This window comes from Citrobacter braakii (assembly GCF_002075345.1).
GTDB classification, from domain to species: Bacteria; Pseudomonadota; Gammaproteobacteria; order Enterobacterales; family Enterobacteriaceae; genus Citrobacter; species Citrobacter braakii.
This window is the reverse complement of record NZ_NAEW01000012.1, coordinates 94694-115690: the sequence shown is the minus strand read 5'-3', so window position 1 is coordinate 115690 and position 20997 is coordinate 94694. Positions and strand designations below refer to the sequence as shown.

General features: G+C 53.7%; 18 protein-coding genes. 13 read left to right on the top strand and 5 right to left on the bottom strand.

Features of this window, described 5'->3' with window-relative positions:
* Positions 1–241 precede the first annotated feature (241 nt).
* Both dcuC and pepT read right to left on the bottom strand, forming a co-directional pair.
* Entirely contained in the window at positions 242–1603 is a 1362-nt protein-coding gene (dcuC, locus tag BZK42_RS20760; RefSeq protein WP_080860001.1) for a C4-dicarboxylate transporter DcuC, read from the bottom strand.
* The gene (pepT, locus tag BZK42_RS20755) at positions 1600–2856 is read right to left on the bottom strand and encodes a peptidase T (protein WP_016155790.1); all 1257 of its coding nucleotides are present in this window, start codon (positions 2854–2856) and stop codon (positions 1600–1602) included. The genes dcuC and pepT overlap by 4 nt, the downstream gene beginning before the upstream one ends.
* A 1317-nt stretch (positions 2857–4173) precedes the next feature.
* On the opposite strand from pepT, the gene BZK42_RS20750 reads away from it, so the two are divergent.
* Both BZK42_RS20750 and BZK42_RS20745 read left to right on the top strand, forming a co-directional pair.
* Complete coding sequence (locus BZK42_RS20750; protein WP_016151932.1) at positions 4174–4431, top strand: YjhX family toxin; 258 nt, start codon at positions 4174–4176, stop codon at positions 4429–4431.
* A 19-nt stretch (positions 4432–4450) separates the two neighbouring features.
* Positions 4451–5197 (top strand): SAM-dependent methyltransferase, encoded by a 747-nt coding sequence (locus BZK42_RS20745; protein WP_080859999.1) that lies wholly within the window; start codon positions 4451–4453, stop codon positions 5195–5197.
* A 49-nt stretch (positions 5198–5246) separates the two neighbouring features.
* On the opposite strand, the gene BZK42_RS20740 is transcribed toward BZK42_RS20745, so the two are convergent.
* The 3 genes from BZK42_RS20740 to BZK42_RS20730 form a co-directional block, all read right to left on the bottom strand.
* Positions 5247–5810 carry a DJ-1/PfpI family protein gene (locus tag BZK42_RS20740; RefSeq protein WP_016151930.1) on the bottom strand — a complete coding sequence of 188 codons (564 nt, stop codon included), beginning with the start codon at positions 5808–5810 and terminating at the stop codon, positions 5247–5249.
* Positions 5811–5975: 165 nt separating this feature from the next.
* On the bottom strand, positions 5976–7364 hold the full coding sequence (locus BZK42_RS20735) for an APC family permease (protein WP_016151916.1): 1389 nt from the start codon (positions 7362–7364) through the stop codon (positions 5976–5978).
* 386 nt (positions 7365–7750) lie between these two features.
* Positions 7751–9169, bottom strand: coding sequence for a glutamine synthetase family protein (locus BZK42_RS20730; protein ID WP_046276299.1), 1419 nt, complete (start codon positions 9167–9169; stop codon positions 7751–7753).
* A gap of 211 nt (positions 9170–9380) precedes the next feature.
* Here BZK42_RS20730 and puuD point away from each other — a divergent pair, with 211 nt between their 5' ends.
* From puuD to appC, 11 genes are all read left to right on the top strand, one after another.
* Complete coding sequence (puuD, locus tag BZK42_RS20725) at positions 9381–10145, top strand: gamma-glutamyl-gamma-aminobutyrate hydrolase (RefSeq protein WP_016151914.1); 765 nt, start codon at positions 9381–9383, stop codon at positions 10143–10145.
* A gap of 25 nt (positions 10146–10170) precedes the next feature.
* The gene (gene puuR / locus BZK42_RS20720; RefSeq protein ID WP_016151913.1) at positions 10171–10728 is read left to right on the top strand and encodes an HTH-type transcriptional regulator PuuR; all 558 of its coding nucleotides are present in this window, start codon (positions 10171–10173) and stop codon (positions 10726–10728) included.
* Positions 10729–10866: 138 nt separating this feature from the next.
* Positions 10867–12354 carry an aldehyde dehydrogenase PuuC gene (gene puuC, locus BZK42_RS20715; RefSeq protein ID WP_080859997.1) on the top strand — a complete coding sequence of 496 codons (1488 nt, stop codon included), beginning with the start codon at positions 10867–10869 and terminating at the stop codon, positions 12352–12354.
* Between the two features lie 2 nt (positions 12355–12356).
* Positions 12357–13637: an NAD(P)/FAD-dependent oxidoreductase gene (locus tag BZK42_RS20710; protein ID WP_080859994.1), complete on the top strand. Its 1281-nt coding sequence runs from the start codon at positions 12357–12359 to the stop codon at positions 13635–13637.
* 208 nt (positions 13638–13845) lie between these two features.
* Complete coding sequence (gene hyaA, locus BZK42_RS20705) at positions 13846–14973, top strand: hydrogenase 1 small subunit (protein WP_046276297.1); 1128 nt, start codon at positions 13846–13848, stop codon at positions 14971–14973.
* Positions 14970–16763: a Ni/Fe-hydrogenase large subunit gene (hyaB, locus tag BZK42_RS20700; RefSeq protein ID WP_080859992.1), complete on the top strand. Its 1794-nt coding sequence runs from the start codon at positions 14970–14972 to the stop codon at positions 16761–16763. Before hyaA ends, hyaB begins: the two co-directional genes overlap by 4 nt.
* Before the next feature lie 18 nt (positions 16764–16781).
* Positions 16782–17516 carry a Ni/Fe-hydrogenase b-type cytochrome subunit gene (hyaC, locus tag BZK42_RS20695; RefSeq protein WP_080859990.1) on the top strand — a complete coding sequence of 245 codons (735 nt, stop codon included), beginning with the start codon at positions 16782–16784 and terminating at the stop codon, positions 17514–17516.
* On the top strand, positions 17513–18094 hold the full coding sequence (gene hyaD / locus BZK42_RS20690; protein WP_046276295.1) for a hydrogenase 1 maturation protease: 582 nt from the start codon (positions 17513–17515) through the stop codon (positions 18092–18094). The genes hyaC and hyaD overlap by 4 nt, the downstream gene beginning before the upstream one ends.
* Before the next feature lie 5 nt (positions 18095–18099).
* Positions 18100–18507, top strand: a complete 408-nt coding sequence (gene hyaE / locus BZK42_RS20685) for a hydrogenase-1 operon protein HyaE (protein ID WP_080859988.1) — start codon at positions 18100–18102, stop codon at positions 18505–18507.
* Positions 18500–19357, top strand: coding sequence for a hydrogenase expression/formation protein (locus BZK42_RS20680; protein ID WP_080859986.1), 858 nt, complete (start codon positions 18500–18502; stop codon positions 19355–19357). The genes hyaE and BZK42_RS20680 overlap by 8 nt, the downstream gene beginning before the upstream one ends.
* Positions 19358–19446: 89 nt before the next feature.
* On the top strand, positions 19447–20991 hold the full coding sequence (gene appC, locus BZK42_RS20675) for a cytochrome bd-II oxidase subunit 1 (protein ID WP_080859982.1): 1545 nt from the start codon (positions 19447–19449) through the stop codon (positions 20989–20991).
* Positions 20992–20997: the final 6 nt, after the last annotated feature.

Below are 20997 nucleotides of genomic sequence, written 5' to 3'. Positions count from 1 at the left end.
GAGCGCCATCGTGTCCGGCAAGATAATGATTAACGACAGCTAATCTGGTTTCGAGAGAATATTTTGGCTTTGCCATAAAAAACTGCACCTTACTCAGTTGGGTGTCCAACTTTTGGGGTGCAGTCCACAGGCAAGGCTTTTTATACAGGTATCAGTAATATTAACGCTTTTAAATTTCGCCTAATTCAAAAAGCCAACCTCCGGATTCAATGAACCGGAAGTTGGCTTGTCGCTGGTACGGTTAATAGAAAATACCGATGATCAGGGTGTGAGTAACGAACCCCACAATCAGCGGTACGGCGGTACGCTTCACCACATCGAATGGGGTTATTTTCGCTCCGCTGGAAACGGCAATCACGACGCCGGATACCGGTGAAATTGCCCGTCCCATATGCGATGCCTGCTGCATCGGCAGGATCATGGCAACGGCGTTAGCGCCCATACTGGCGGCAATTTGCGGGATGAGCTCAACGAAGGCGAGGAATGGCGCATTCCCCGACCCCATAATGATAGCCGCGGCCAGCGTCACCAGCGCAAATACTACCGCCATGGCAAACGGCGGTAATCCCACGTGTTCGGCCATCAGAATGAGCTGATCGATCGCACCGATGACTTTAATTCCGTGAGCAAAAACCCCTGCCGCAACCAACAGTCCAACCACACCGGTAAACGCAGTGCCCATTCCTTTCAGGAAATGGCTGAAACCTTCGCAGACCGACTTTAAATCACGCACCCGCAGCCATTCAATCAGCATACAGATGGTCATTGAAATGAGGACAATGGTGATAATATTCAGGTTGATACCCCTGACGAACATTTCGGATGACCCTACTGCCATCAGTATCGGAAGCATGGGGAGCAGCGCGTAAAAAGCCGGGGATTTTCCTGAATCAGTCACTTCTGCGCTACCGATTTCCCGCGGTAACGTCCCTGATTTACGGTCGCAATGCCGCTGCCAGAAAAAATGGCACACGCCGACAACCAGAACCGTTGCCAGCGCGGCGGGTCCCTGGTGGTAAACAACATATTCCACTACATCCATATTCACTGCTTTAGAGCCCCTGATAGCATCGATTGCCGTCGGGGTGTAAGCCACGCCAAGCGAAGTAGCAATGACCCCGGCAGCCGAGGCCGCTGAGAGCCCTAACCCCAGCATAATGGGGAACATCGTCCCCATCAGCAACACGGCAAGCCCGGTTGCAGAAGGAATGGCCAACTGCAGGAGGCTGGCGAGCAGGTAGGAGAAAAAGAGGAGCACATAGGGCGAACGCAGCGCCCGTAAGGGTTTCGTTACTACCCGCACGACCGCCTCATTTGCGCCGATATGATCCATGTAATGCGCAAATCCCATTAACGCCATGATCATCAGGCCGAGATCGGCGGCGCGCGTGCTGAAGAGATCGCGCATTACCTCGAAAGGATCGAGAAAGGAAATTCCCGTACTGGCAACCCCCTTCGGTAATACGGAACCCCATCCGGTTAACGCGGTGCAAATCATCAAGACTAAGCCCGCAATGAAGAGCACCGGTTCAGCGCGGTAACCTTTCAGAATCAGACGCGCGACCACCACGATCACCAGAAGTGCGATTAACACCTGAATCATGACTGAGCTCTCCGCTGCGCGAACTCAGTATAAGTTTCCTCAATCACCGCCACCACCACATCACTGGCAGCCCGCAGAGAACGCACCGGCAGATACTCATAAATTGAATGGAAGTTATGAGCACCGGTAAAAATATTCGGGCACGGCAATCCTTTCTGCGACAGTACCGCGCCATCATACCCGCCACGCATGGCGACAGGTGCGGGCGTTATGCCGCATTTCTGATACGCGCGGAATGCAATATCAATCGGGTAGTGAGCATCCCCCTGCAAACTGTTCAACACATTCGCGTAGCGATCGGCTAAATGACAGACCACGCTGTTTTCCCCCCACAGGGCACAGGTGCTGACGGCAAGCTGGCGAATAAACGCCATACGCGCCTTATAACCTTCTTCACTGAAATCGCGGATATCCAGCTTAAGTACCGTGCGGGCACTGTTACCCTGTAGCTGTTTTACCCAGTAATACCCTTCGCGCCCTTCCGTATATTCAGGCGCTTCTCCCCCTGGGAGCATGGCAATAAACTTATGCGCCATCAGCAGCGAATTCTTTAACTTACCTTTGGCCGACATCGGGTGTGCGGACTGGCCGGTAAAGATGATTTCCGCATCGCCCGCATTCCAGTTCTCGTAAACAAACTCACCGATACCGCAGCAATCCAGGGTATAGCCAAAATCAGCACCAAACGCGGCAACATCAAACGCTTTTGCGCCACGCAAGCCCTGTTCCTCATCCGGGACAAAACCCACTTTTACCGGCCCATGTTTTATTTCCGGGTGTGCGACCAGATACTCAAGAGCATTCATAATCGCGGCGATGGCTGCTTTATCATCAGCGCCCAACAGACTGGTCCCGTCGGTCACCAGCAGGTCATCACCGATATAATTTTTCAGTTCCGGAAATTCACTTTCGCGCAGGTAAATATTCAGCTCTTTGTTCAGGCATAAATCCCCACCGTGATAATGCAGGCGCTGTGCTTTGGTGTCTGCGGTCTGTTCCGCACTGGTATCCAGATGACCAAAAAAAGAGACCACCGGGATCGTGTCATCAGTATTTGCAGGTAAGGTTGCCGTCACTATAGCGGTATCCCTGACCTCAATGTTTTCCATTCCTAATGCTTCAAGTTCTGCTGCAAGCAGTTTTGCCAGTTCCATTTGACCAGGAGAAGAAGGCATTATCCCATTAGCGCCGTTTTCCCTTGATGTCGTGGTATTGATTTTCGTGTAGTTAATAAAGCGTTCAACAATATCCATTCCAGGAGATCCTTTAATGTATCATTTATGAGGTACTGCGAGAGGTGTTCTGCATGCAGCGTGGGGTAAGTAATCTGAGAACCAAATAAAATCAGCGCTCATCCCAGAACGCTGATTTTATGGGCATTACGACAACGATTTATATAAAGGAAGATAAAAAGGCCAGTGATTATACCTGCGATTAAAAAACTCCTTTCTGATTGATAAAATCATATTCCCTGTCTGTTTTTACTGCTATTTCCCATGGTGTTAAGCTAACAGAAGTCATAAACGGCATCCCTATACCTATGAGATAATAGAAATCATTTAGATTCCTGTACTCTGTACTGGCATAAGACATACCATCGCTATATTTTTTTAATGAACGAATACTGTATCAGCAACATGCAACCGTTTGCACCTCTCTACAAATAGCCACTTAGCGCACTAAAATCCGTGAACAAAATCACAATTACCTCAAAAGCAAAAAACTTCTATCGCGCTGAAAAAAAGGCAGTTATAAGGAAAGCTATATAATACCCACATAAACATAGCCAGAATTATACTATTCACTATGAAATAGATTCAGGCTGATACTATTTCAATATTGCCGTAGGGGTCAGTAGAGCTAAATCGTCGTAACCAATAATGTGAACATGAATAACGATAATATTAAAATTTCTATTTATGACGATAAGCTAAATAATATACAGGCAAAAAAAACCTCTCCCCCGAGAAGAGATTCAGGGCAGAGGTAATACGGGTGTTAAGGACATACTTATAGTTTTAATGATAACAGAAGCGCTTCTTGCAGGACCGAGTATACACACTTAGCCACGTTAAGAAAATTCTTAAAAACATTAAATTGCAAATTTCATTTAAAACCACAATTATGATAAAGGAGCATTTATCAAAGAACAAAATTAACCAGCAAAAAGAGTAAATCATACTAATCAATGAGGTGATAAAAAAAGAATAGCAATGCTGTATGGCTACCGATAGCGTTTCTGGCGACGCTGAAACATTAAATTAATTTAATGAATAAATGCGATTTACATAACGAGAATTAAAAAGTCATTAAATAAAAGAAATACAATTTTTCGTTACAGATCACACTTCCACTACAAGGAAGTTCCCCTACTGTGTCTTGCAGGTATGATTCAGCATGTAAATACCTTTCAACTCAACCCGAGGCTTTGATGCTGGAGAATGTAATCATCTGATAATCAGCTTCCCGACCTTTTCAGGCCGGACTGGTTATCAATGCGCCGAATTCGAATGCGGACACCGCTGTGTGTTTGCACGTTTTGCACATGATGATTAAACAGGTTTTCCAGTATGAATTTATCCCGTCAGGAACAACGTACCTTACACGTTCTCGCCAAAGGTGGTCGTATTGCTCACGTCCGCGATGCCTCTGGCCGCGTCACTTCCGTCGAATGCTATAGCCGTGAAGGGTTGCTGCTCTGCGACTGCACGCTCGAGGTGTTCAAAAAGCTCAGAACCAAGAAACTGATCAAATCCGTCAATGGTCAGCCCTACCGTATTAATACGACCGGCCTGAACAACGTTCGCGCCCAACTTGATAATCGCTAAAGGAGAGAGAGAGAGAGAGATGGATATCCCAAAGATTTTTACCATCAGCGAAAGCGCACATCGCATTCATAATCCGTTCACCGCACAGAAATACGCCACGTTAGGCCAGGTTTTACGGATGGCACCGGGAACACGCATTCTGGACCTCGGCAGCGGTTCGGGTGAGATGTTGTGCACCTGGGCACGTGATCACGGTATTTCCGGCGTTGGTATCGATATGAGCCGGCTGTTCAGTGAGCAAGCCACCCTGCGGGCCAAAGAGTTGGGAGTCAATGAGCACGTGCGTTTTATTCATGCCGATGCAACAGGTTATATCGCCGAAGAAAAATTCGATATTGCCGCCTGCGTTGGTGCGACCTGGATTGCCGGCGGCGTCGCTGGAACGATCAGACAACTGGAACTAAGTCTCAAACCAGGCGGAATTATGCTCATCGGCGAACCTTACTGGCGTCAGACGCCTGCAACGGAGAGCATCGCCCAGGCTTGCGGCGCGACTTCAGTGACTGATTTTCTTTCTCTGCCAGAGCTCGTTTCATCTTTCGACCAGCTCGGTTATGACGTGGTTGAAATGGTACTGGCTGACCAGGAGGGTTGGGACAGATACGAGGCGGCAAAATGGCTGACGATGCGCCGGTGGCTGGAGGCAAATCCGGACGATGAATTTGCCCCGGAAGTCAGAGAGCAACTGAGGAGTTCACCAGCACGCCACGTGGCCTTCACCCGGGAGTACATTGGTTGGGGCGTGTTCGCACTCATACAGAGGTAATATCTACAGTCGGTATAACCAGGCAGGTTATACCGACTTTTTTCATTGCTTACTTCATTAATACTTCAACAAATTTAGCCAGCCATTGCGGATGCGCGGGCCATGCAGGCGCGGTAATCAGATTGCCATCCACGTGGGCTTGATCAATGCCGATATCTGCGTAATGCCCGCCGCTCAGACGAACTTCTGGCGCACAGGCCGGATAGGCGCTACAGGTCCGGTTTTCTAACACCCCCGCCGCCGCTAACAGCTGAGGTCCATGACAGACCGCGGCGATAGGCTTACCGGCAGCGTTGAAATCTTGCACCAGCTTAATGACATCCGGATTCAGCCGGAGATATTCCGGAGCACGTCCGCCGGGGATCAGCAGCGCGTCGTAATCGGTGGCCCGCGCCTCGGCAAAATTCGCATTCAGCGTAAAACGATGACCCGGTTTTTCACTGTAGGTCTGCGCCCCATCAAAATCATGAATAGCGGTTTGAACGTAGTCCCCCTGACTTTTATCCGGACAGACGGCATCAACACGATGGCCCAGCATCTGCAACGCCTGAAAAGGCACCATCGTTTCATAATCTTCGACATAATCGCCGACCAGCATCAGTATCTTCTTCATTCACATCCCCCGCTCACGGTTATTAATGATGAGAAATAACGGCCATCTTTACTATAGCCCACGCATTTCACGACATTAATAAATACCGCAGGACACGCCGTCACCGGACGTCTGAAGGTGGTTGCCCCTGACGGCGCGCCCTGTTGTTAATACCTGAAGTTTCTGTCACTCCCAGGCTTGCTCAGATTTCGCGGCGTCAAACTGCGGCGGCGGCTTGCGGAAACGTCCGGTCAGGTAGGCGAGATACACCAACCCCACGCCAGCCCATACCAGTCCCAGCGTCAGCGATGTCACCTCCAGGTTCACCCACAGTACGGCAACGGTGGCGGCGCCGACCATTGGCAATACCAGGTAGTGCAACTTTTCCTGCCAGGTATGCTTACGTCCTTCACGACGCCAGAAGTGGTTAAACACGGACAAATTAACGAACGTAAAGGCCACCAGCGCGCCAAAGTTAATCAACGCCGTGGCGGTCACCAGGTCAAAAAACAGGGCCGAGAGAGCCACAATCCCGACCATAATGACGTTCAGCGCGGGTGTACGCCATTTCGGATGGACATAGCCGAAGTACTTTTCCGGGAAGACGTTATCGCGGCCCATCACGTACAGCAGACGCGAAACGCTGGCATGGGACGCCAGACCTGACGCCAGCGTATTCACAAAGGTCGTACACAAGAAAATAGACTGGAACAGTTTGCCGCCAACGTACAGCGCAATCTCCGGCAGCGCCGCGTCCGGGTCTTTAAATCGGCTAATATCTGGAAAAAATAGCTGCATAAAGAACGAGGCAGCAATGAAGATCAGTCCACCGTAAAGCGCGGTAAGGAAAATTGCTTTTGGAATGGTACGCGCGGCATCCGGTGTCTCTTCAGAGAGCGTGGTTACCGCATCAAAACCGAGAAACGAGAAGCAGACGATGGTCGCCCCGGTGATAATCGGGATCAAATGCGCATTCTGGCTGATAAACGGTTGCAGCGACCAGACGGTCCCAACCCCTTCGCCTTTGTGCAGCCCCTGCACCACGAGAACAATGAACACCACGATTATCGCGACCTGCACCAGTACAAACAGCGCATTGAAGTTCGCCACCAGATTTACGCTTTTCAAATTGGCCGCGGTAAGGATCGCTACAAACATCACCACCCAAATCCATGGCGCAACGCCCGGGAACAGCGCGGAAAGGTAAATTTTCGCCAGCAGGACGTTAATCATCGGCAGGAACAGGTAATCAAGCAGTGACGACCAGCCGACCATAAACCCCACATGCGGGTTGATTGCTTTTTGCGCATAGGTGTAGGCCGAACCGGCTTGTGGAAACTGGCGAACCAGCTTTCCGTAACTGATGGCGGTAAACAGCACGCCCGCCAGGGCCAGCAGATAGGAGGCCGGAACATGGCCATTGCTGATACCCGAAACAATACCAAAGGTGTCAAATACCGTCATCGGTGTGAGATAGGCCAGCCCCATCACCACCACCTGCCACAGCTTGAGGGATTTACGCAACTGTGCTTTGCCCGGCTGGGCCGCGAGATCCACAGAAGAATTAGTCGACATAGCTTTCCTCCCCGCCACGGGCCCAGATCTGCGTTCGAAACGTGGGTACAGCAGACCTGGGTCGTGTCGGGGTGGAAAGCCAAAAGAAAGGCGTCAATGTTGCACGGCACAGATGCGGTCCGTACTTACTGCGGGAGCCATGGATGCTCACGCGGGGCGGGTTTTTAAACATTGGCATCATCACATTTCCTCGTCACAAACTCTGTCGGTTATCTGAAGACCCGTTGTCGCAAGCCGCTCCATTACGCGACATCCGGGAAATGGCAGGTGATCCTGCAATATTGACGGGCTGGCTCCGCTAGACCGCATGATGCGACTTCTTTTTTTCAATGACTAAACAATGCGTACAGGCCCGACAAACATTACGCCGCCGGGCCACTTTCCTGTCAGGCGTTTTTCAGCATCCACTCAATTTCAGTGTCGGTAATCAGGCGTTCAAACTGGATCAGTTCATCGTGTTTACAGGCGTGATACACATGGCTAAAACGCTCCCCGAGCAACTCACGCAGACTGTCATTTTGCATGAACTCCCACAGCGCATCGCTCTGGCGGATCGGGAACGGTAGCCCTTCCTGCTCCAGGCCGTTGCCCTCCACCTCTTCCTGCAACGGCAGCTCGTTATCCAGCCCATGCAGGATCCCCGCCAGAATGGTCGACATCACCAGATACGGGTTGGCGTCAGCCCCCGCCACGCGATATTCAACCCGATGGTTATCACGATCGCCGCAGGGAATGCGCAGCGCCACCGTACGGTTGTTGTGCCCCCAGGAAGCCTGGGTCGGAACATACATCCCCGGCTGGAAGCGGCGATAAGAGTTCACATTCGGCGCCAGCAGCGCCATTGACGCAGGCATCAGATCAATCATCCCGGCAAGCGCACGTTTAAGTAACGCGGAATCATCGCCATTCGCATCGGCCAACACGTTCTCGCCTTTATTATTCATAATGCTGATGTGGATATGCATTCCGCTACCGGCATGCTCCTCATAAGGTTTTGCCATAAACGTGGCATGCATCTTATGTTTCTCCGCCACCAGCCGTACCAGCCGTTTCAGCGCCAGCGCGTCGTCGCAGGCGTCGAGTACGTTATCGGTATGGTAGAGGTTGATTTCAAACTGCCCAGGGGAGGCTTCAGCCACCGCGCCGTCAGCCGGGATCAGCTGCAAACGGGCCAGTTCATCGATATCGTTTAGCACATCAGCAAAGTGGTTCAGGTTATCAACCGAGTAAACCTGACTTTGCGTATTCCGATCGTCCGTTCCCGGCGCGCACGGCGGCTGCAGATAACCTTCGGGATCGCGCTTACGATCGAGTAAATAGAACTCCAGCTCTACCGCTACGACGGGGAACAGACCGCGCTGGCGAAGTTTCTGCCAGAGTCGGTTAAGTACGTTCCGCGGCTCAACGTCAAAGGGAGCGCCATCTTCATCCAGCATCGTCAGCATCATCTGCGCAATACATTCCGGATCGGCGGCCGAAGGCGTTAACGTGCCAGGCACCGGGACACAGGTCCGATCCGGTTCGCCAAGCTCCTGGCCTAATCCCGCCTCTTCGACCACATTGCCAAGAATATCCATCGCGAAAACGGATGCCGGGAAATAGCAGCCTTTCTCTAACTTGTGTAATCCCGCAACGGGAATGCGTTTACCACGAAAACAACCATTCAGGTCGGTTAACAGCACATCCACGAACTGCGTGTTGGGGTAGCGCTCCAGATACTGCTTAACTTCACGCGCAAACGCGCTACTTCGTCTCTCTTCAGAATGCTGAACAAAATTCTCAACTTCTACGATATTGGTTTCCATGATTCACCGCCGTTGGCCTGTAAGCTGTTCTGTGATTTGACTGTTAAATATAATGTCCACTCTTCGACTCTGGATGCAAACAAATTGTTTGTCAAATGTTAAATTAAGTTTGCTAGAAGGTTATTCCGCTGCTAGATTGAGAAAATAATGAACGGAATGGCATAACAAGGAACCGTTTGGCAATAATTTATTCCAAAACGTGAGGTCGATCATGGGCAATATATTTGACAAGCCAGTTATTGGTGTAGTGATGTGTAGGAACAGGCTTAAGGGTCACGAGACCCAGACTCTGCAAGAAAAGTACCTGAATGCAGTATTGAACGCCGGTGGATTACCGATAGCGATTCCCCATGCGCTTGCGGAACCCGAATTACTGAACGCGCTGTTACCGAAACTGGATGGTATCTTCTTGCCAGGAAGCCCAAGCAATGTGCAGCCGCACCTTTATGGTGAAAATGGCGATGAGTCTGACGCCGATCCCGGGCGTGATCTTCTGAGCATGGCGCTAATTACCGCCGGGCTCGAAAGGCGCATTCCCATTTTCGCCATCTGCCGGGGCTTACAGGAATTAGTTGTCGCCACTGGCGGGACTCTGTATCGTCGCCTGTGCGATCACTCACAGTTCCTGGAACATCGTGAAGATGCGGAACTCCCGGTGGAGCAGCAATATGCGCCATCTCATGAAGTCCAGGTTCAACAGGGAGGATTGCTATCTCAGCTAATACCAGGTTGCAGCACGTTTTGGGTTAACTCCTTGCATGGTCAGGGCGCAAAAACCCTTGGCCCGCAACTGCGCGTGGAAGCACGCTCGCAGGATGGATTAGTGGAAGCAGCCAGCGTTCACGACCATCCTTTCGCGCTTGGTGTGCAGTGGCACCCGGAATGGAACAGTAGCGAATACGCCCTGTCGCGTTTGTTACTTGAAGGTTTTATCACCGCTTGTCAGAACCACCTCGCTGAAAAACAGCGACTCTGACCACTACAGTTAAGGAAATGCAATTATGAGCGATGACGGCCTGGCGCCGGGTAAACGTTTGTCAGAGATCCGCCAGCAATTGGGTCTTTCACAGCGTCGTGCCGCCGAACTGTCTGGGTTAACGCATAGCGCCATCAGCACCATAGAGCAGGATAAAGTCAGTCCTGCCATCAGTACGCTGCAGAAGCTATTGAAAGTTTATGGGCTGTCGCTCTCCGAGTTCTTCGCGGAACCGGAAAAGCCTGACGAACCGCAGGTGGTTATCAATCAGGATGATTTGATTGAGATCGGGAGTCAGGGAGTATCCATGAAGCTGGTACACAACGGAAATCCGAATCGTACGCTGGCCATGATGTTTGAAACCTATCAGCCAGGTACGACAACCGGGGAGAGAATTAAACACCAGGGTGAAGAGATTGGGACAATACTGGAAGGTGAAGTGATACTGACCATCAACGGTCAAACGTATCATCTTGTTGCAGGGCAAAGTTATGCCATTAACACCGGTATACCACATAGCTTCAGCAACACCTCGGCAGGGATCTGCCGCATCATCAGTGCCCACACTCCTACCACTTTCTAATAAGTAGCGGCCTGAGTTTCTCAGGCCTTCTTAAATAACGCGCATTAACAGGGTACATCCCTGGGGCATCGTGCAGCCTGATTTTGCCTGAAAAAGATCAGCAACGAACTTTATCTTATTGATATAAAAGGAGTAGCTATGAACTTTCAGAATCTTAAATATTGGCGTGAAAAAGCCAGCCATTATTCGCCGGAGACCCGTTTATTTATTAACGGCGAATATTGTGCAGCCGCCGATAACGAAACCTTTATTACGCAGGATCCGGCAGGACAACGCCCGCTCGCCAAAGTCGCCCGCGGCAAAAAAGCGGATGTAGACCGCGCGGTCACCGCAGCCCGCACCGTGTTTGAACGCGGAGACTGGTCGCAAGCATCACCCGCAGAGCGCAAGGCAGTCCTGCAGAAGTTCGCCGATTTAATGGAGCAGCATCACGAGGAGCTGGCGCTACTGGAAACGCTCGACACCGGTAAACCGATTCGCCATAGCCTGCGTGATGATATTCCAGGCGCGGCACGCGCCATCCGTTGGTACGCCGAAGCAATAGATAAAGTCTATGGCGAAGTGGCCACCACCTCGGTGAGCGATCTGGCGCTGATTGTGCGCGAGCCGGTGGGCGTCATTGCGGCCATTGTGCCGTGGAATTTTCCCCTGCTGCTGGCCTGCTGGAAACTTGGCCCGGCACTGGCTGCAGGCAACAGCGTGATCCTCAAACCTTCAGAAAAATCACCGCTGACCGCCATTCGCCTTGCTGCGTTGGCAAAAAAAGCAGGTTTGCCAGATGGCGTTCTCAGCGTGGTGAGCGGATATGGCCACGAAGCGGGCCAGGCGTTGTCGCAGCATCCGGATGTTGATGTGATCACCTTTACCGGCTCGACCCGCACCGGCAAGCAACTGCTCAAAGACGCTGGCGACAGCAATATGAAACGCGTCTGGCTGGAGGCCGGTGGTAAAAGTGCCAACATCGTTTTTGCCGACTGCCCGGATCTGCCGAAAGCCGCCGCCAATGCTGCAGCAGGCATCTTCTATAACCAGGGTCAGGTCTGTATCGCCGGTACGCGTCTGTTACTGGAAGAGAGTATTGCCGACGAGTTCATCGCCCTGCTGAAAGAGCAGGCGAAAAACTGGCAGCCGGGCAACCCGCTGGATCCGGAAACCACGATGGGCACGCTTATCGACAACGCGCATGCCGATACCGTGCACGGTTTTATTCGCGACGGTGAAGCACAAGGCACGCTGGCGCTGGATGGTCGCAGCCATGTACACCCAGCGGCTATCGGCCCGACTATTTTTGTCGATACAGCCCCGCAAGCCCACGTCAGCCGCGATGAGATCTTCGGCCCGGTACTGGTCGTCACCCGTTTTAGCAGCGAAGCCGAAGCCCTGGCGCTGGCCAACGACAGTGACTACGGCCTGGGGGCCGCGGTCTGGACCCGCGATCTGTCGCGCGCCCACCGCATGAGTCGTCGCCTGAAGGCCGGTTCGGTCTTCGTTAATAACTACAACGACGGTGACATGACTGTGCCGTTCGGCGGTTATAAGCAAAGCGGCAACGGGCGCGATAAGTCCCTGCATGCGCTGGAAAAATTTAGCGAACTGAAAACCATTTGGATCTCCCTGGAGCCTTAATCATGACTGAACATACCAGCAGTTATTACGCCGCAAGCGCCAATCAGTACGAACCGTTTCCCACCCTTAGCGAGTCGGTTAGCTGTGATGTTTGCGTCGTGGGCGGTGGATATACCGGACTCTCCTCCGCCCTGCACTTAGCGGAGATGGGTTACGACGTAGTGCTACTGGAATCCGCGCGTATCGGCTTCGGGGCCAGCGGACGTAACGGCGGTCAGTTGGTGAACTCCTACAGTCGCGATATCGACGTCATCGAGCGCACCTATGGCCCGGACGCCGCCAAAATGCTTGGCAGCATGATGTTTGAAGGCGGTAATATCATCCGCGAACGTATCAAGCGTTATCAGATCGAATGCGACTATCGCCCCGGCGGACTGTTTGTGGCTCTGAACCACAAGCAGATGGAAACGCTGGAGGAGCAGAAGTCGAACTGGGAACGCTACGGCAACACGCAGCTTGAACTGTTAGACAGCAGCGAAATTCGTCGCGAAGTCAGCAGCGATCGTTATGTCGGCGCGCTGCTCGACCACAGCGGTGGTCATATTCATCCGCTGAACCTGGCGATTGGCGAAGCTAACGCCATTCGTCTGAACGGCGGGCGCGTCTTCGAACAGTCGCCGGTCACCCGTATCCAGCACACCAGCCCGGCGGTGGTCAGCACCGAAAAAGGTGAGGTTACGGCCCGCTTTGTGATCGTCGCGGGCAACGCCTACCTCGGCGACAAACTCGAGCCTGCGCTGGCAAAAAGCAGCATGCCATGCGGCACACAGGTGTTAACCACCGAACCGTTGTCTGCGGAGATGGCACGCTCGCTGATTCCAAAAAACTACTGTGTAGAAGATTGTAACTATTTGCTGGATTACTACCGTCTGACCGGCGATAACCGCCTGTTGTACGGCGGCGGCGTGGTCTACGGCGCCCGCGATCCAGACGATATTGAACGTCTGGTAATGCCGAAACTGCTGAAAACCTTCCCGCAATTGCAGGGGGTAAAAATTGATTACCGCTGGACCGGTAATTTCCTGTTAACGCTATCTCGCATGCCGCAGTTCGGCCGTCTTGATACCAACATTTACTATATGCAGGGCTACAGCGGCCACGGCGTGACCTGTACCCACCTGGCAGGACGTCTGATTTCTGAACTGCTGCGCGGGGATGCCGAGCGCTTTGACGCTTTCGCCAAACTGCCGCACTACCCGTTCCCGGGGGGGCGCAGCCTGCGCATTCCGTTTACCGCCATGGGGGCGGCATATTACAGCTTACGCGATCGCCTTGGGGTTTAAGTTCTTCCGCAATAAACCCGACGCACAGGGCGGTCTCCCCTGTGCGTTTTTTTATTCCCGGACAGTGAAAAACAGGTAACGGGCACGAAAATATCGCAATAGGACATAACCCTACACTTTACATTGTTTCTCCCCGCTGATCGGATAGGCTTTTTTAGATTATCGCTGGCGACGTGGCCAGAACTCAACGGGGGAAGAAACGCGTGTTATGAATACGAATAACGAGGAGACCTTTTATCAGGCGATGCGCCGCAAAGGGGTGAGTCGACGCAGTTTTCTCAAATATTGCAGCCTCGCAGCAACATCGCTTGGGCTGGGAGCCGCAATGACGCCCAGAATAGCCTGGGCGCTGGAAAACAAACCCCGGATCCCGGTCGTCTGGATCCACGGGCTGGAATGCACCTGTTGCACTGAATCATTTATCCGCTCCTCTCACCCACTCGCCAAAGACGTCATCCTCTCCCTGATTTCTCTTGATTACGACGACACCCTGATGGCCGCCGCCGGAACGCAGGCCGAAGAGGTATTTGAAGACATTCTGAGCCGCTACCACGGCCGATACATTCTGGCCGTCGAGGGCAATCCTCCGCTGGGTGAACAAGGAATGTTCTGCATCAGCGGCGGGCGACCGTTTATTGAAAAGCTAAAAAGAGCCGCGGCAGGCGCCAGCGCGATTATCGCCTGGGGAACCTGTGCCTCCTGGGGCTGCGTGCAGGCCGCACGGCCTAATCCAACCCAGGCAACGCCGATCGATAAGGTGATCACCGATAAACCAATCGTGAAAGTGCCCGGCTGCCCGCCGATTCCGGATGTCATGAGCGCCATCATTACCTATATGGTGACGTTTGATCGTCTGCCTGAACTCGATCGTTTGGGGCGTCCGCTGATGTTCTATGGTCAGCGTATTCACGACAAATGCTACCGCCGCGCCCACTTTGACGCCGGGGAGTTCGTTGAGAGTTGGGACGATGACGCTGCCCGAAAAGGCTATTGCCTGTACAAAATGGGCTGCAAAGGGCCTACCACTTATAACGCCTGCTCCACCACCCGCTGGAATGGCGGCGTTTCTTTCCCCATCCAGTCCGGTCATGGGTGTCTGGGATGTTCAGAGAACGGCTTCTGGGATCGCGGTTCGTTCTACAGCCGCGTGGTCGATATCCCGCAGATGGGGACGCATTCAACCGCCGATACCGTGGGCCTCACCGCGCTTGGCGTGGTGGCCGCCAGCGTCGGTGTCCACGCAGTCGCCAGCGCCGTCAATCAACATAACCGCCACAAACAGCAATTAGCCGACGCCGGACAACAGTCGCCAGACAATGAGGATAAACAGGCATGAGCAATTCGTATCAAACCCAGGGATATACGGTCAATAATGCCGGCCGCCGCCTGGTTGTCGACCCCATTACGCGCATTGAAGGCCATATGCGTTGTGAGGTGAACATTGATGAGCAGAACATCATCACCAACGCGGTTTCCTGCGGCACCATGTTCCGTGGACTGGAAATTATTCTGCAAGGGCGCGACCCGCGCGATGCCTGGGCGTTTGTCGAACGAATTTGCGGAGTGTGCACTGGCGTACATGCGCTCGCATCGGTCTATGCCATTGAAGATGCCATTGGCATCAAGGTGCCCGACAACGCCAACATCATTCGCAATATTATGCTGGCGACGCTGTGGTGCCACGACCACCTGGTCCACTTTTACCAGCTAGCCGGAATGGACTGGATTGACGTTCTGAATGCCCTGAAAGCCGACCCGCGCGCAACCTCGCAGTTGGCACAAAGCCTTTCAGCCTGGCCGATGTCCTCCCCGGGCTACTTCTTTGACGTACAAAACCGCCTGAAGAAATTTGTCAACGGCGGTCAGTTGGGGATTTTCCGCAACGGTTATTGGGGACATCCGCAGTACAAACTGTCGCCAGAGGCTAACCTGATGGGCTTTGCCCATTATCTGGAAGCGCTCGATTTTCAGCGCGAGATTATCAAAATCCATACGGTGTTTGGCGGCAAGAATCCGCATCCTAACTGGATTGTCGGCGGCATGCCATGCGCTATCAATATCGATCAGAGCGGCGCGGTTGGTGCGGTCGATATGGAACGCCTTAACCTGGTACAGTCGATCATCACCCGCACCGCCGACTTCATCAACAACGTCATGGTTCCTGACGCGCTGGCTATCGGCCAGTTCAACAAACCCTGGAGCCAGATTGGCACCGGGCTGTCTGATAAGTGCGTCTTAAGCTACGGCGCGTTCCCGGATATCGCCAACGACTTCAGCGCGAAGAGCCTGTTGATGCCTGGCGGCGCGGTCATTAACGGTGATTTTAATAACGTCATGCCGGTGGATCTGGCCGATCAGCAGCAAATTCAGGAGTTTGTCGATCATGCCTGGTACCGTTATCCGGACGATCAATTAGGTCGTCACCCGTTCGAGGGGATTACTGAACCCTGGTACAACCCCGGCGATGTCAAAGGCAGCGATACCGATATCCAGCAGCTCAACGAACAGGAACGCTACTCGTGGATTAAAGCCCCGCGCTGGCGCGGACACGCCATGGAAGTTGGACCGTTGGCGCGTACGCTGATTGCCTATCACAAAGGGGATGCCGCCACGATTGAATCCGTCGATCGCATGATGTCCGCACTCAAACTGCCGCTGTCGGGTATGCAGTCGACGCTGGGGCGTATTTTGTGCCGCGCGCACGAGGCGCAGTGGGCCGTGAGCAAGCTGCAATATTTCTTCGACAAGCTGATGACCAACCTGAAAAACGGCAATCTGGCTACGGCGAATACCGAAAAATGGGAGCCTGCAAGCTGGCCGCAGCAGTGCCGTGGGATCGGTTTTACCGAGGCGCCGCGCGGAGCACTCGGTCACTGGGCGTCGATTCGCGACCAGAAGATCGACGTGTATCAGTGCGTAGTGCCGACCACCTGGAATGCCAGCCCGCGCGATCCGAAGGGGCAAATTGGCGCCTACGAGGCGGCGTTGATGGGCACCCAAATGGCGATACCGGATCAACCGCTGGAGATCCTGCGCACCTTGCACAGCTTCGACCCCTGCCTGGCATGTTCAACCCACGTCCTCGGCGACGACGGCAGCGAACTTATCGCAGTCCAGGTTCGCTAAGCGTTAAGGAACGGAACGATGACTGGAAAGATATCCCCACGCGTCGGGGAGGCGCGTGATACCGCCGTCAGCCACTATGTGTTTGAAGCGCCCGTACGCTTGTGGCACTGGCTGACAGTGGGCTGCATGTTGGTTTTGATGGTAACCGGATACTTCATTGGCCGACCACTGCCGTCGGTCAACGGCGAAGCCACTTACCTGTTCTACATGGGCGACATCCGGTTAGTGCATTTCGCCGCAGCCATGGTGTTTACGGTGATACTGCTGGGTCGCATTTACTGGGCCTTCGTCGGCAATCGCTATTCACGCGAGCTGTTTATCGTGCCGGTCTGGCGTCGCAGTTGGTGGCAGGGTGCCTTTTCGGTGGTGCGTTGGTATCTGTTCCTGGAAAAAAAACCGGGAGAAGATATCGGCCATAACCCCGTCGCGCAGGCGGCGATGTTCGGTTATTTCCTGCTCTCAGTTTTTATGATCCTCACCGGTTTTGCCTTATACAGCGAGCATAGCCAGTACGCCATTTTTACCCCCTTCCACTATGTGACGGAGTTTTTCTACTGGACCGGCGGTAACTCTCTCGATATCCACAGCTGGCATCGGTTGGGGATGTGGTTCATCGCCGCCTTCATCATCGGTCATGTGTATATGGCTATCCGCGAGGACATCATGTCTGACGATACCGTCATCTCAACCATGATCAACGGCTACCGTAGCCACAAATTTGCCAAACGCCAGCGCGATAAGGAGGCGTCATGAGCGAACCTAACGTCATCGTGATGGGCTTAGGCAACCTGCTGTGGGCAGATGAAGGATTTGGCATTCGCGTTGCCGAACGCCTGTACGCCCACTATCACTGGCCGGAATGGGTAGAGATTGTCGACGGCGGCACGCAAGGGCTGAATCTGCTGGGCTACGTTGAGCAGGCCAGCCATTTGTTGCTGCTGGACGCCATCGACTACGGACTCGCGCCAGGCACTTTGCAATCCTACGCTGGTGAACAAGTCCCCAGTTACCTCAGCGCCAAAAAAATGAGTCTGCATCAGAACAGCTTCTCCGAAGTGCTTGCTCTGGCGGAGATTCGCGGTCATCTGCCCGCCCACATCGCCCTCGTAGGACTACAGCCGGTGCAGCTGGACGACTATGGTGGCAGCCTGACCGACATCGCGCGCGCTCAGCTCCCGGCGGCAGAACAAGCCGCGCTAAGGCAACTGGCCGCGTGGGGCATCGCGCCACAGACAATCGATGAAACGCGTTGCCTGAACTATGAATGCCTGTCGCTGGAAAACTATGAAGGCGTGCGTATTCGCCAGTATCGTGTAACGCTGGAGAGATAAGCAACATGTTGAATGACAAACCATTTTCTACGCTATGGCAACGCATGCTGGCGCGCGGCTGGCAACCGCTGACCGCATCTGAACTGGATGACTGGGTAACGCGTGTGCGTGATGGCGTGGTGCTGCTCAGTAGCGATCCCCGCCGCACGCCGGAAGTCAGCGATAACCCGGTAATGATTGCCGAGTTGCTCCGCGAGTTTCCCCAGTTTGACTGGCAAATCGCTATGGCGGATCTCGAGCACAGCGAGGCTATCGGCGATCATTTTGGCGTATTACGCTTCCCGGCCACGCTGGTATTTATCCACGGCGAGCTGCGCGGCATTCTCAGCGGCATCCACCCGTGGGCCGACCTGCTCAACCTGATGCACCCCCTCGTTGAAGAACACATCCCCCGGAGCCTGCAAGATGAGTGATACCTTTTTTCATCTGCTGGGACCGGGAACCCAGCCGGGCGATGATAGCTTCAGCATGAATCCCTTGCCCCTCACCTGCCAGGTCAACAGCAGCCCCAGCATGGCGAGGCTGGAAAACTGTCCGTACAGCCCGGCGGTGATGGCATTGTTAGCCGACGTGCGCCACCAGCTAAGCCAGAAAATTCCCGCAAAACAGGACGTACTGGGATGGGATTTATCCACGCTCAACGCAGACGACCTCACGTTTTTGAATACGCTGCTCGGCGAAGGCGAAGTTTCCGTGCGTATCCAGCAGGCTGACGGCAGGGCGAGTGAGATTCAGGAGTCTATTTTCTGCGGAATCTGGCGGGTGCGTTGCCAGAATGACTTGGGTCAATGGGAGGAGCATCTGGAGGCAGGCAGTGCGCCACGGGCGCTGTGGCAGGCAGCAACAATCACGACGCTGCCAGACGATAGCCTGTTGCCTCCGCCCGTCGATGGGTTGATGAATGGCCTGACGCTGGCTCAGGAACTGCTGGCGCACGTGCGCGATCCGGCCACGCAACCTCATAGCATTAACCTCACCCAACTCCCGGTTAGCGATGCGGATCGCCAGTTCCTCTCCCGCCTGTGTGGCGAAGGACGCATTCAGATCCGCACCATCGGCTACGGCGAGAGCCAAATCGACGCCACGGCGCTGCGCCATGTCTGGCATGTGCGCTGTCTGGATACCCTGAAAGGGCTTCTGCTCGAGAGTTACGAGATCTGTCCATTACCGGAACTGGTACTGGCTGCTCCGGAGGATCTGCTCGACTCGCTCCAGCGCCTGGATGAAGTCTGTAGCTGGCTGGCATCCGGCCCGCCGGCCTGATCCCCTTCTCCCGACCCGCATACTTTTCTGCTGCGGGTCTGGCGTTTTCTTCCTTATCTATTCACTCTCTAATGCCTGATGGAGTTCGCATGTGGGACGTCATTGACTTATCGCGCTGGCAGTTTGCGCTGACCGCGCTCTACCATTTTCTGTTTGTTCCCCTGACGCTGGGGCTGATTTTTTTGCTGGCCATCATGGAAACTCTGTTCGTGGTGACGGGCAAAACAGTCTACCGCGACATGACGCGTTTCTGGGGAAAGTTATTCGGTATTAACTTTGCGCTCGGTGTGGCGACCGGCCTGACCATGGAGTTTCAGTTCGGGACTAACTGGTCGCTCTATTCCAACTATGTGGGCGATATTTTCGGTGCTCCGCTGGCGATGGAAGCCTTGATGGCTTTCTTTCTTGAATCCACATTCGTGGGGCTGTTCTTCTTCGGCTGGCAGCGCTTAAACAAGTACCAGCATTTACTGGTGACCTGGCTGGTAGCGTTTGGCTCCAATATCTCTGCCCTGTGGATCCTCAACGCCAACGGCTGGATGCAATATCCAACGGGCGCTCACTTTAATATTGATACCCTGCGCATGGAGATGAGCAGCTTTAGCGAGCTGGTTTTTAACCCCATCAGCCAGGTGAAATTTGTGCATACCGTGATGTCCGGTTATGTCACAGGCGCCATGTTTGTGATGTCCATCAGCGCCTGGTATCTGCTGCGTGGTCGCGCTCGCGAGTTCGCCCTGCGCTCCTTCGCGGTAGGTTCCGTCTTTGGCACACTGGCTATCCTCGGCACTCTGCAACTGGGAGATAGCTCAGCCTATGAGGTCGCCCAACGCCAGCCGGTAAAACTGGCGGCAATGGAAGGGGAATGGCAAACCGAACCAGCACCTGCGCCCTTTCATGTGATAGCCTGGCCGCAGCAGGAGCAAGAGCGTAACGCCTTTTCCGTGAAGATACCGGCCCTGCTGGGTATCCTGGCGACTCACTCTTTAGATACGCCAGTTCCGGGGCTGAAGAACCTGATGGCAGACGCGCTACCCCGCCTGCAGCGGGGCCGGGAAGCATGGTTGCTGATGCAGGAAATCGCCAAAGGTAACCGCACGCCTCAGCTACTGCACGCTTTTCACGCCGTGGAAAAAGATCTGGGTTACGGCATCCTGTTAGCAAACTACGCCCCTGACATGAACCATGTCACGCCAGCGCAATATCAGGCCGCACAACGCGGCGCTATTCCGCAAGTCGCCCCCGTGTTCTGGAGCTTTCGCATCATGATTGGGTGCGGTTCCCTTTTGCTGCTGGTGATGGCGATTGCGCTGATACAGACCTTACGCTGGCGTATCGACCAGCATCGCTGGGTACTGCACATAACGCTGTGGAGCCTGCCGCTACCGTGGATTGCCATTGAAGCAGGCTGGTTTATGACGGAGTTTGGCCGTCAGCCGTGGGCGATTCAGGATATTTTGCCGACCTGGTACGCCCACTCTGCGCTGAGCGCGGGCCAACTGGCCTTCTCCATGGGGCTAATCCTCACGCTTTACACCCTGTTTTTAATTGCCGAAGTCTACCTGATGCAAAAATACGCGCGTCTTGGTCCAGATGCGATGCAACGTCAACAACCGGCACAACAACAGGAATAAAGGAGA

Bases quoted from the DNA above. Each gene is read 5' to 3' on its own strand.
- dcuC (WP_080860001.1), bottom strand. From the start codon at position 1,603: ATGATTCAGGTGTTAATCGCACTTCTGGTGATCGTGGTGGTCGCGCGT.
- pepT (WP_016155790.1), bottom strand. From the start codon at position 2,856: ATGGATATTGTTGAACGCTTTATTAACTACACGAAAATCAATACCACG.
- BZK42_RS20750 (WP_016151932.1), top strand. From the start codon at position 4,174: ATGAATTTATCCCGTCAGGAACAACGTACCTTACACGTTCTCGCCAAA.
- BZK42_RS20745 (WP_080859999.1), top strand. From the start codon at position 4,451: ATGGATATCCCAAAGATTTTTACCATCAGCGAAAGCGCACATCGCATT.
- BZK42_RS20740 (WP_016151930.1), bottom strand. From the start codon at position 5,810: ATGAAGAAGATACTGATGCTGGTCGGCGATTATGTCGAAGATTATGAA.
- BZK42_RS20735 (WP_016151916.1), bottom strand. From the start codon at position 7,364: ATGTCGACTAATTCTTCTGTGGATCTCGCGGCCCAGCCGGGCAAAGCA.
- BZK42_RS20730 (WP_046276299.1), bottom strand. From the start codon at position 9,169: ATGGAAACCAATATCGTAGAAGTTGAGAATTTTGTTCAGCATTCTGAA.
- puuD (WP_016151914.1), top strand. From the start codon at position 9,381: ATGGGCAATATATTTGACAAGCCAGTTATTGGTGTAGTGATGTGTAGG.
- puuR (WP_016151913.1), top strand. From the start codon at position 10,171: ATGAGCGATGACGGCCTGGCGCCGGGTAAACGTTTGTCAGAGATCCGC.
- puuC (WP_080859997.1), top strand. From the start codon at position 10,867: ATGAACTTTCAGAATCTTAAATATTGGCGTGAAAAAGCCAGCCATTAT.
- BZK42_RS20710 (WP_080859994.1), top strand. From the start codon at position 12,357: ATGACTGAACATACCAGCAGTTATTACGCCGCAAGCGCCAATCAGTAC.
- hyaA (WP_046276297.1), top strand. From the start codon at position 13,846: ATGAATACGAATAACGAGGAGACCTTTTATCAGGCGATGCGCCGCAAA.
- hyaB (WP_080859992.1), top strand. From the start codon at position 14,970: ATGAGCAATTCGTATCAAACCCAGGGATATACGGTCAATAATGCCGGC.
- hyaC (WP_080859990.1), top strand. From the start codon at position 16,782: ATGACTGGAAAGATATCCCCACGCGTCGGGGAGGCGCGTGATACCGCC.
- hyaD (WP_046276295.1), top strand. From the start codon at position 17,513: ATGAGCGAACCTAACGTCATCGTGATGGGCTTAGGCAACCTGCTGTGG.
- hyaE (WP_080859988.1), top strand. From the start codon at position 18,100: ATGTTGAATGACAAACCATTTTCTACGCTATGGCAACGCATGCTGGCG.
- BZK42_RS20680 (WP_080859986.1), top strand. From the start codon at position 18,500: ATGAGTGATACCTTTTTTCATCTGCTGGGACCGGGAACCCAGCCGGGC.
- appC (WP_080859982.1), top strand. From the start codon at position 19,447: ATGTGGGACGTCATTGACTTATCGCGCTGGCAGTTTGCGCTGACCGCG.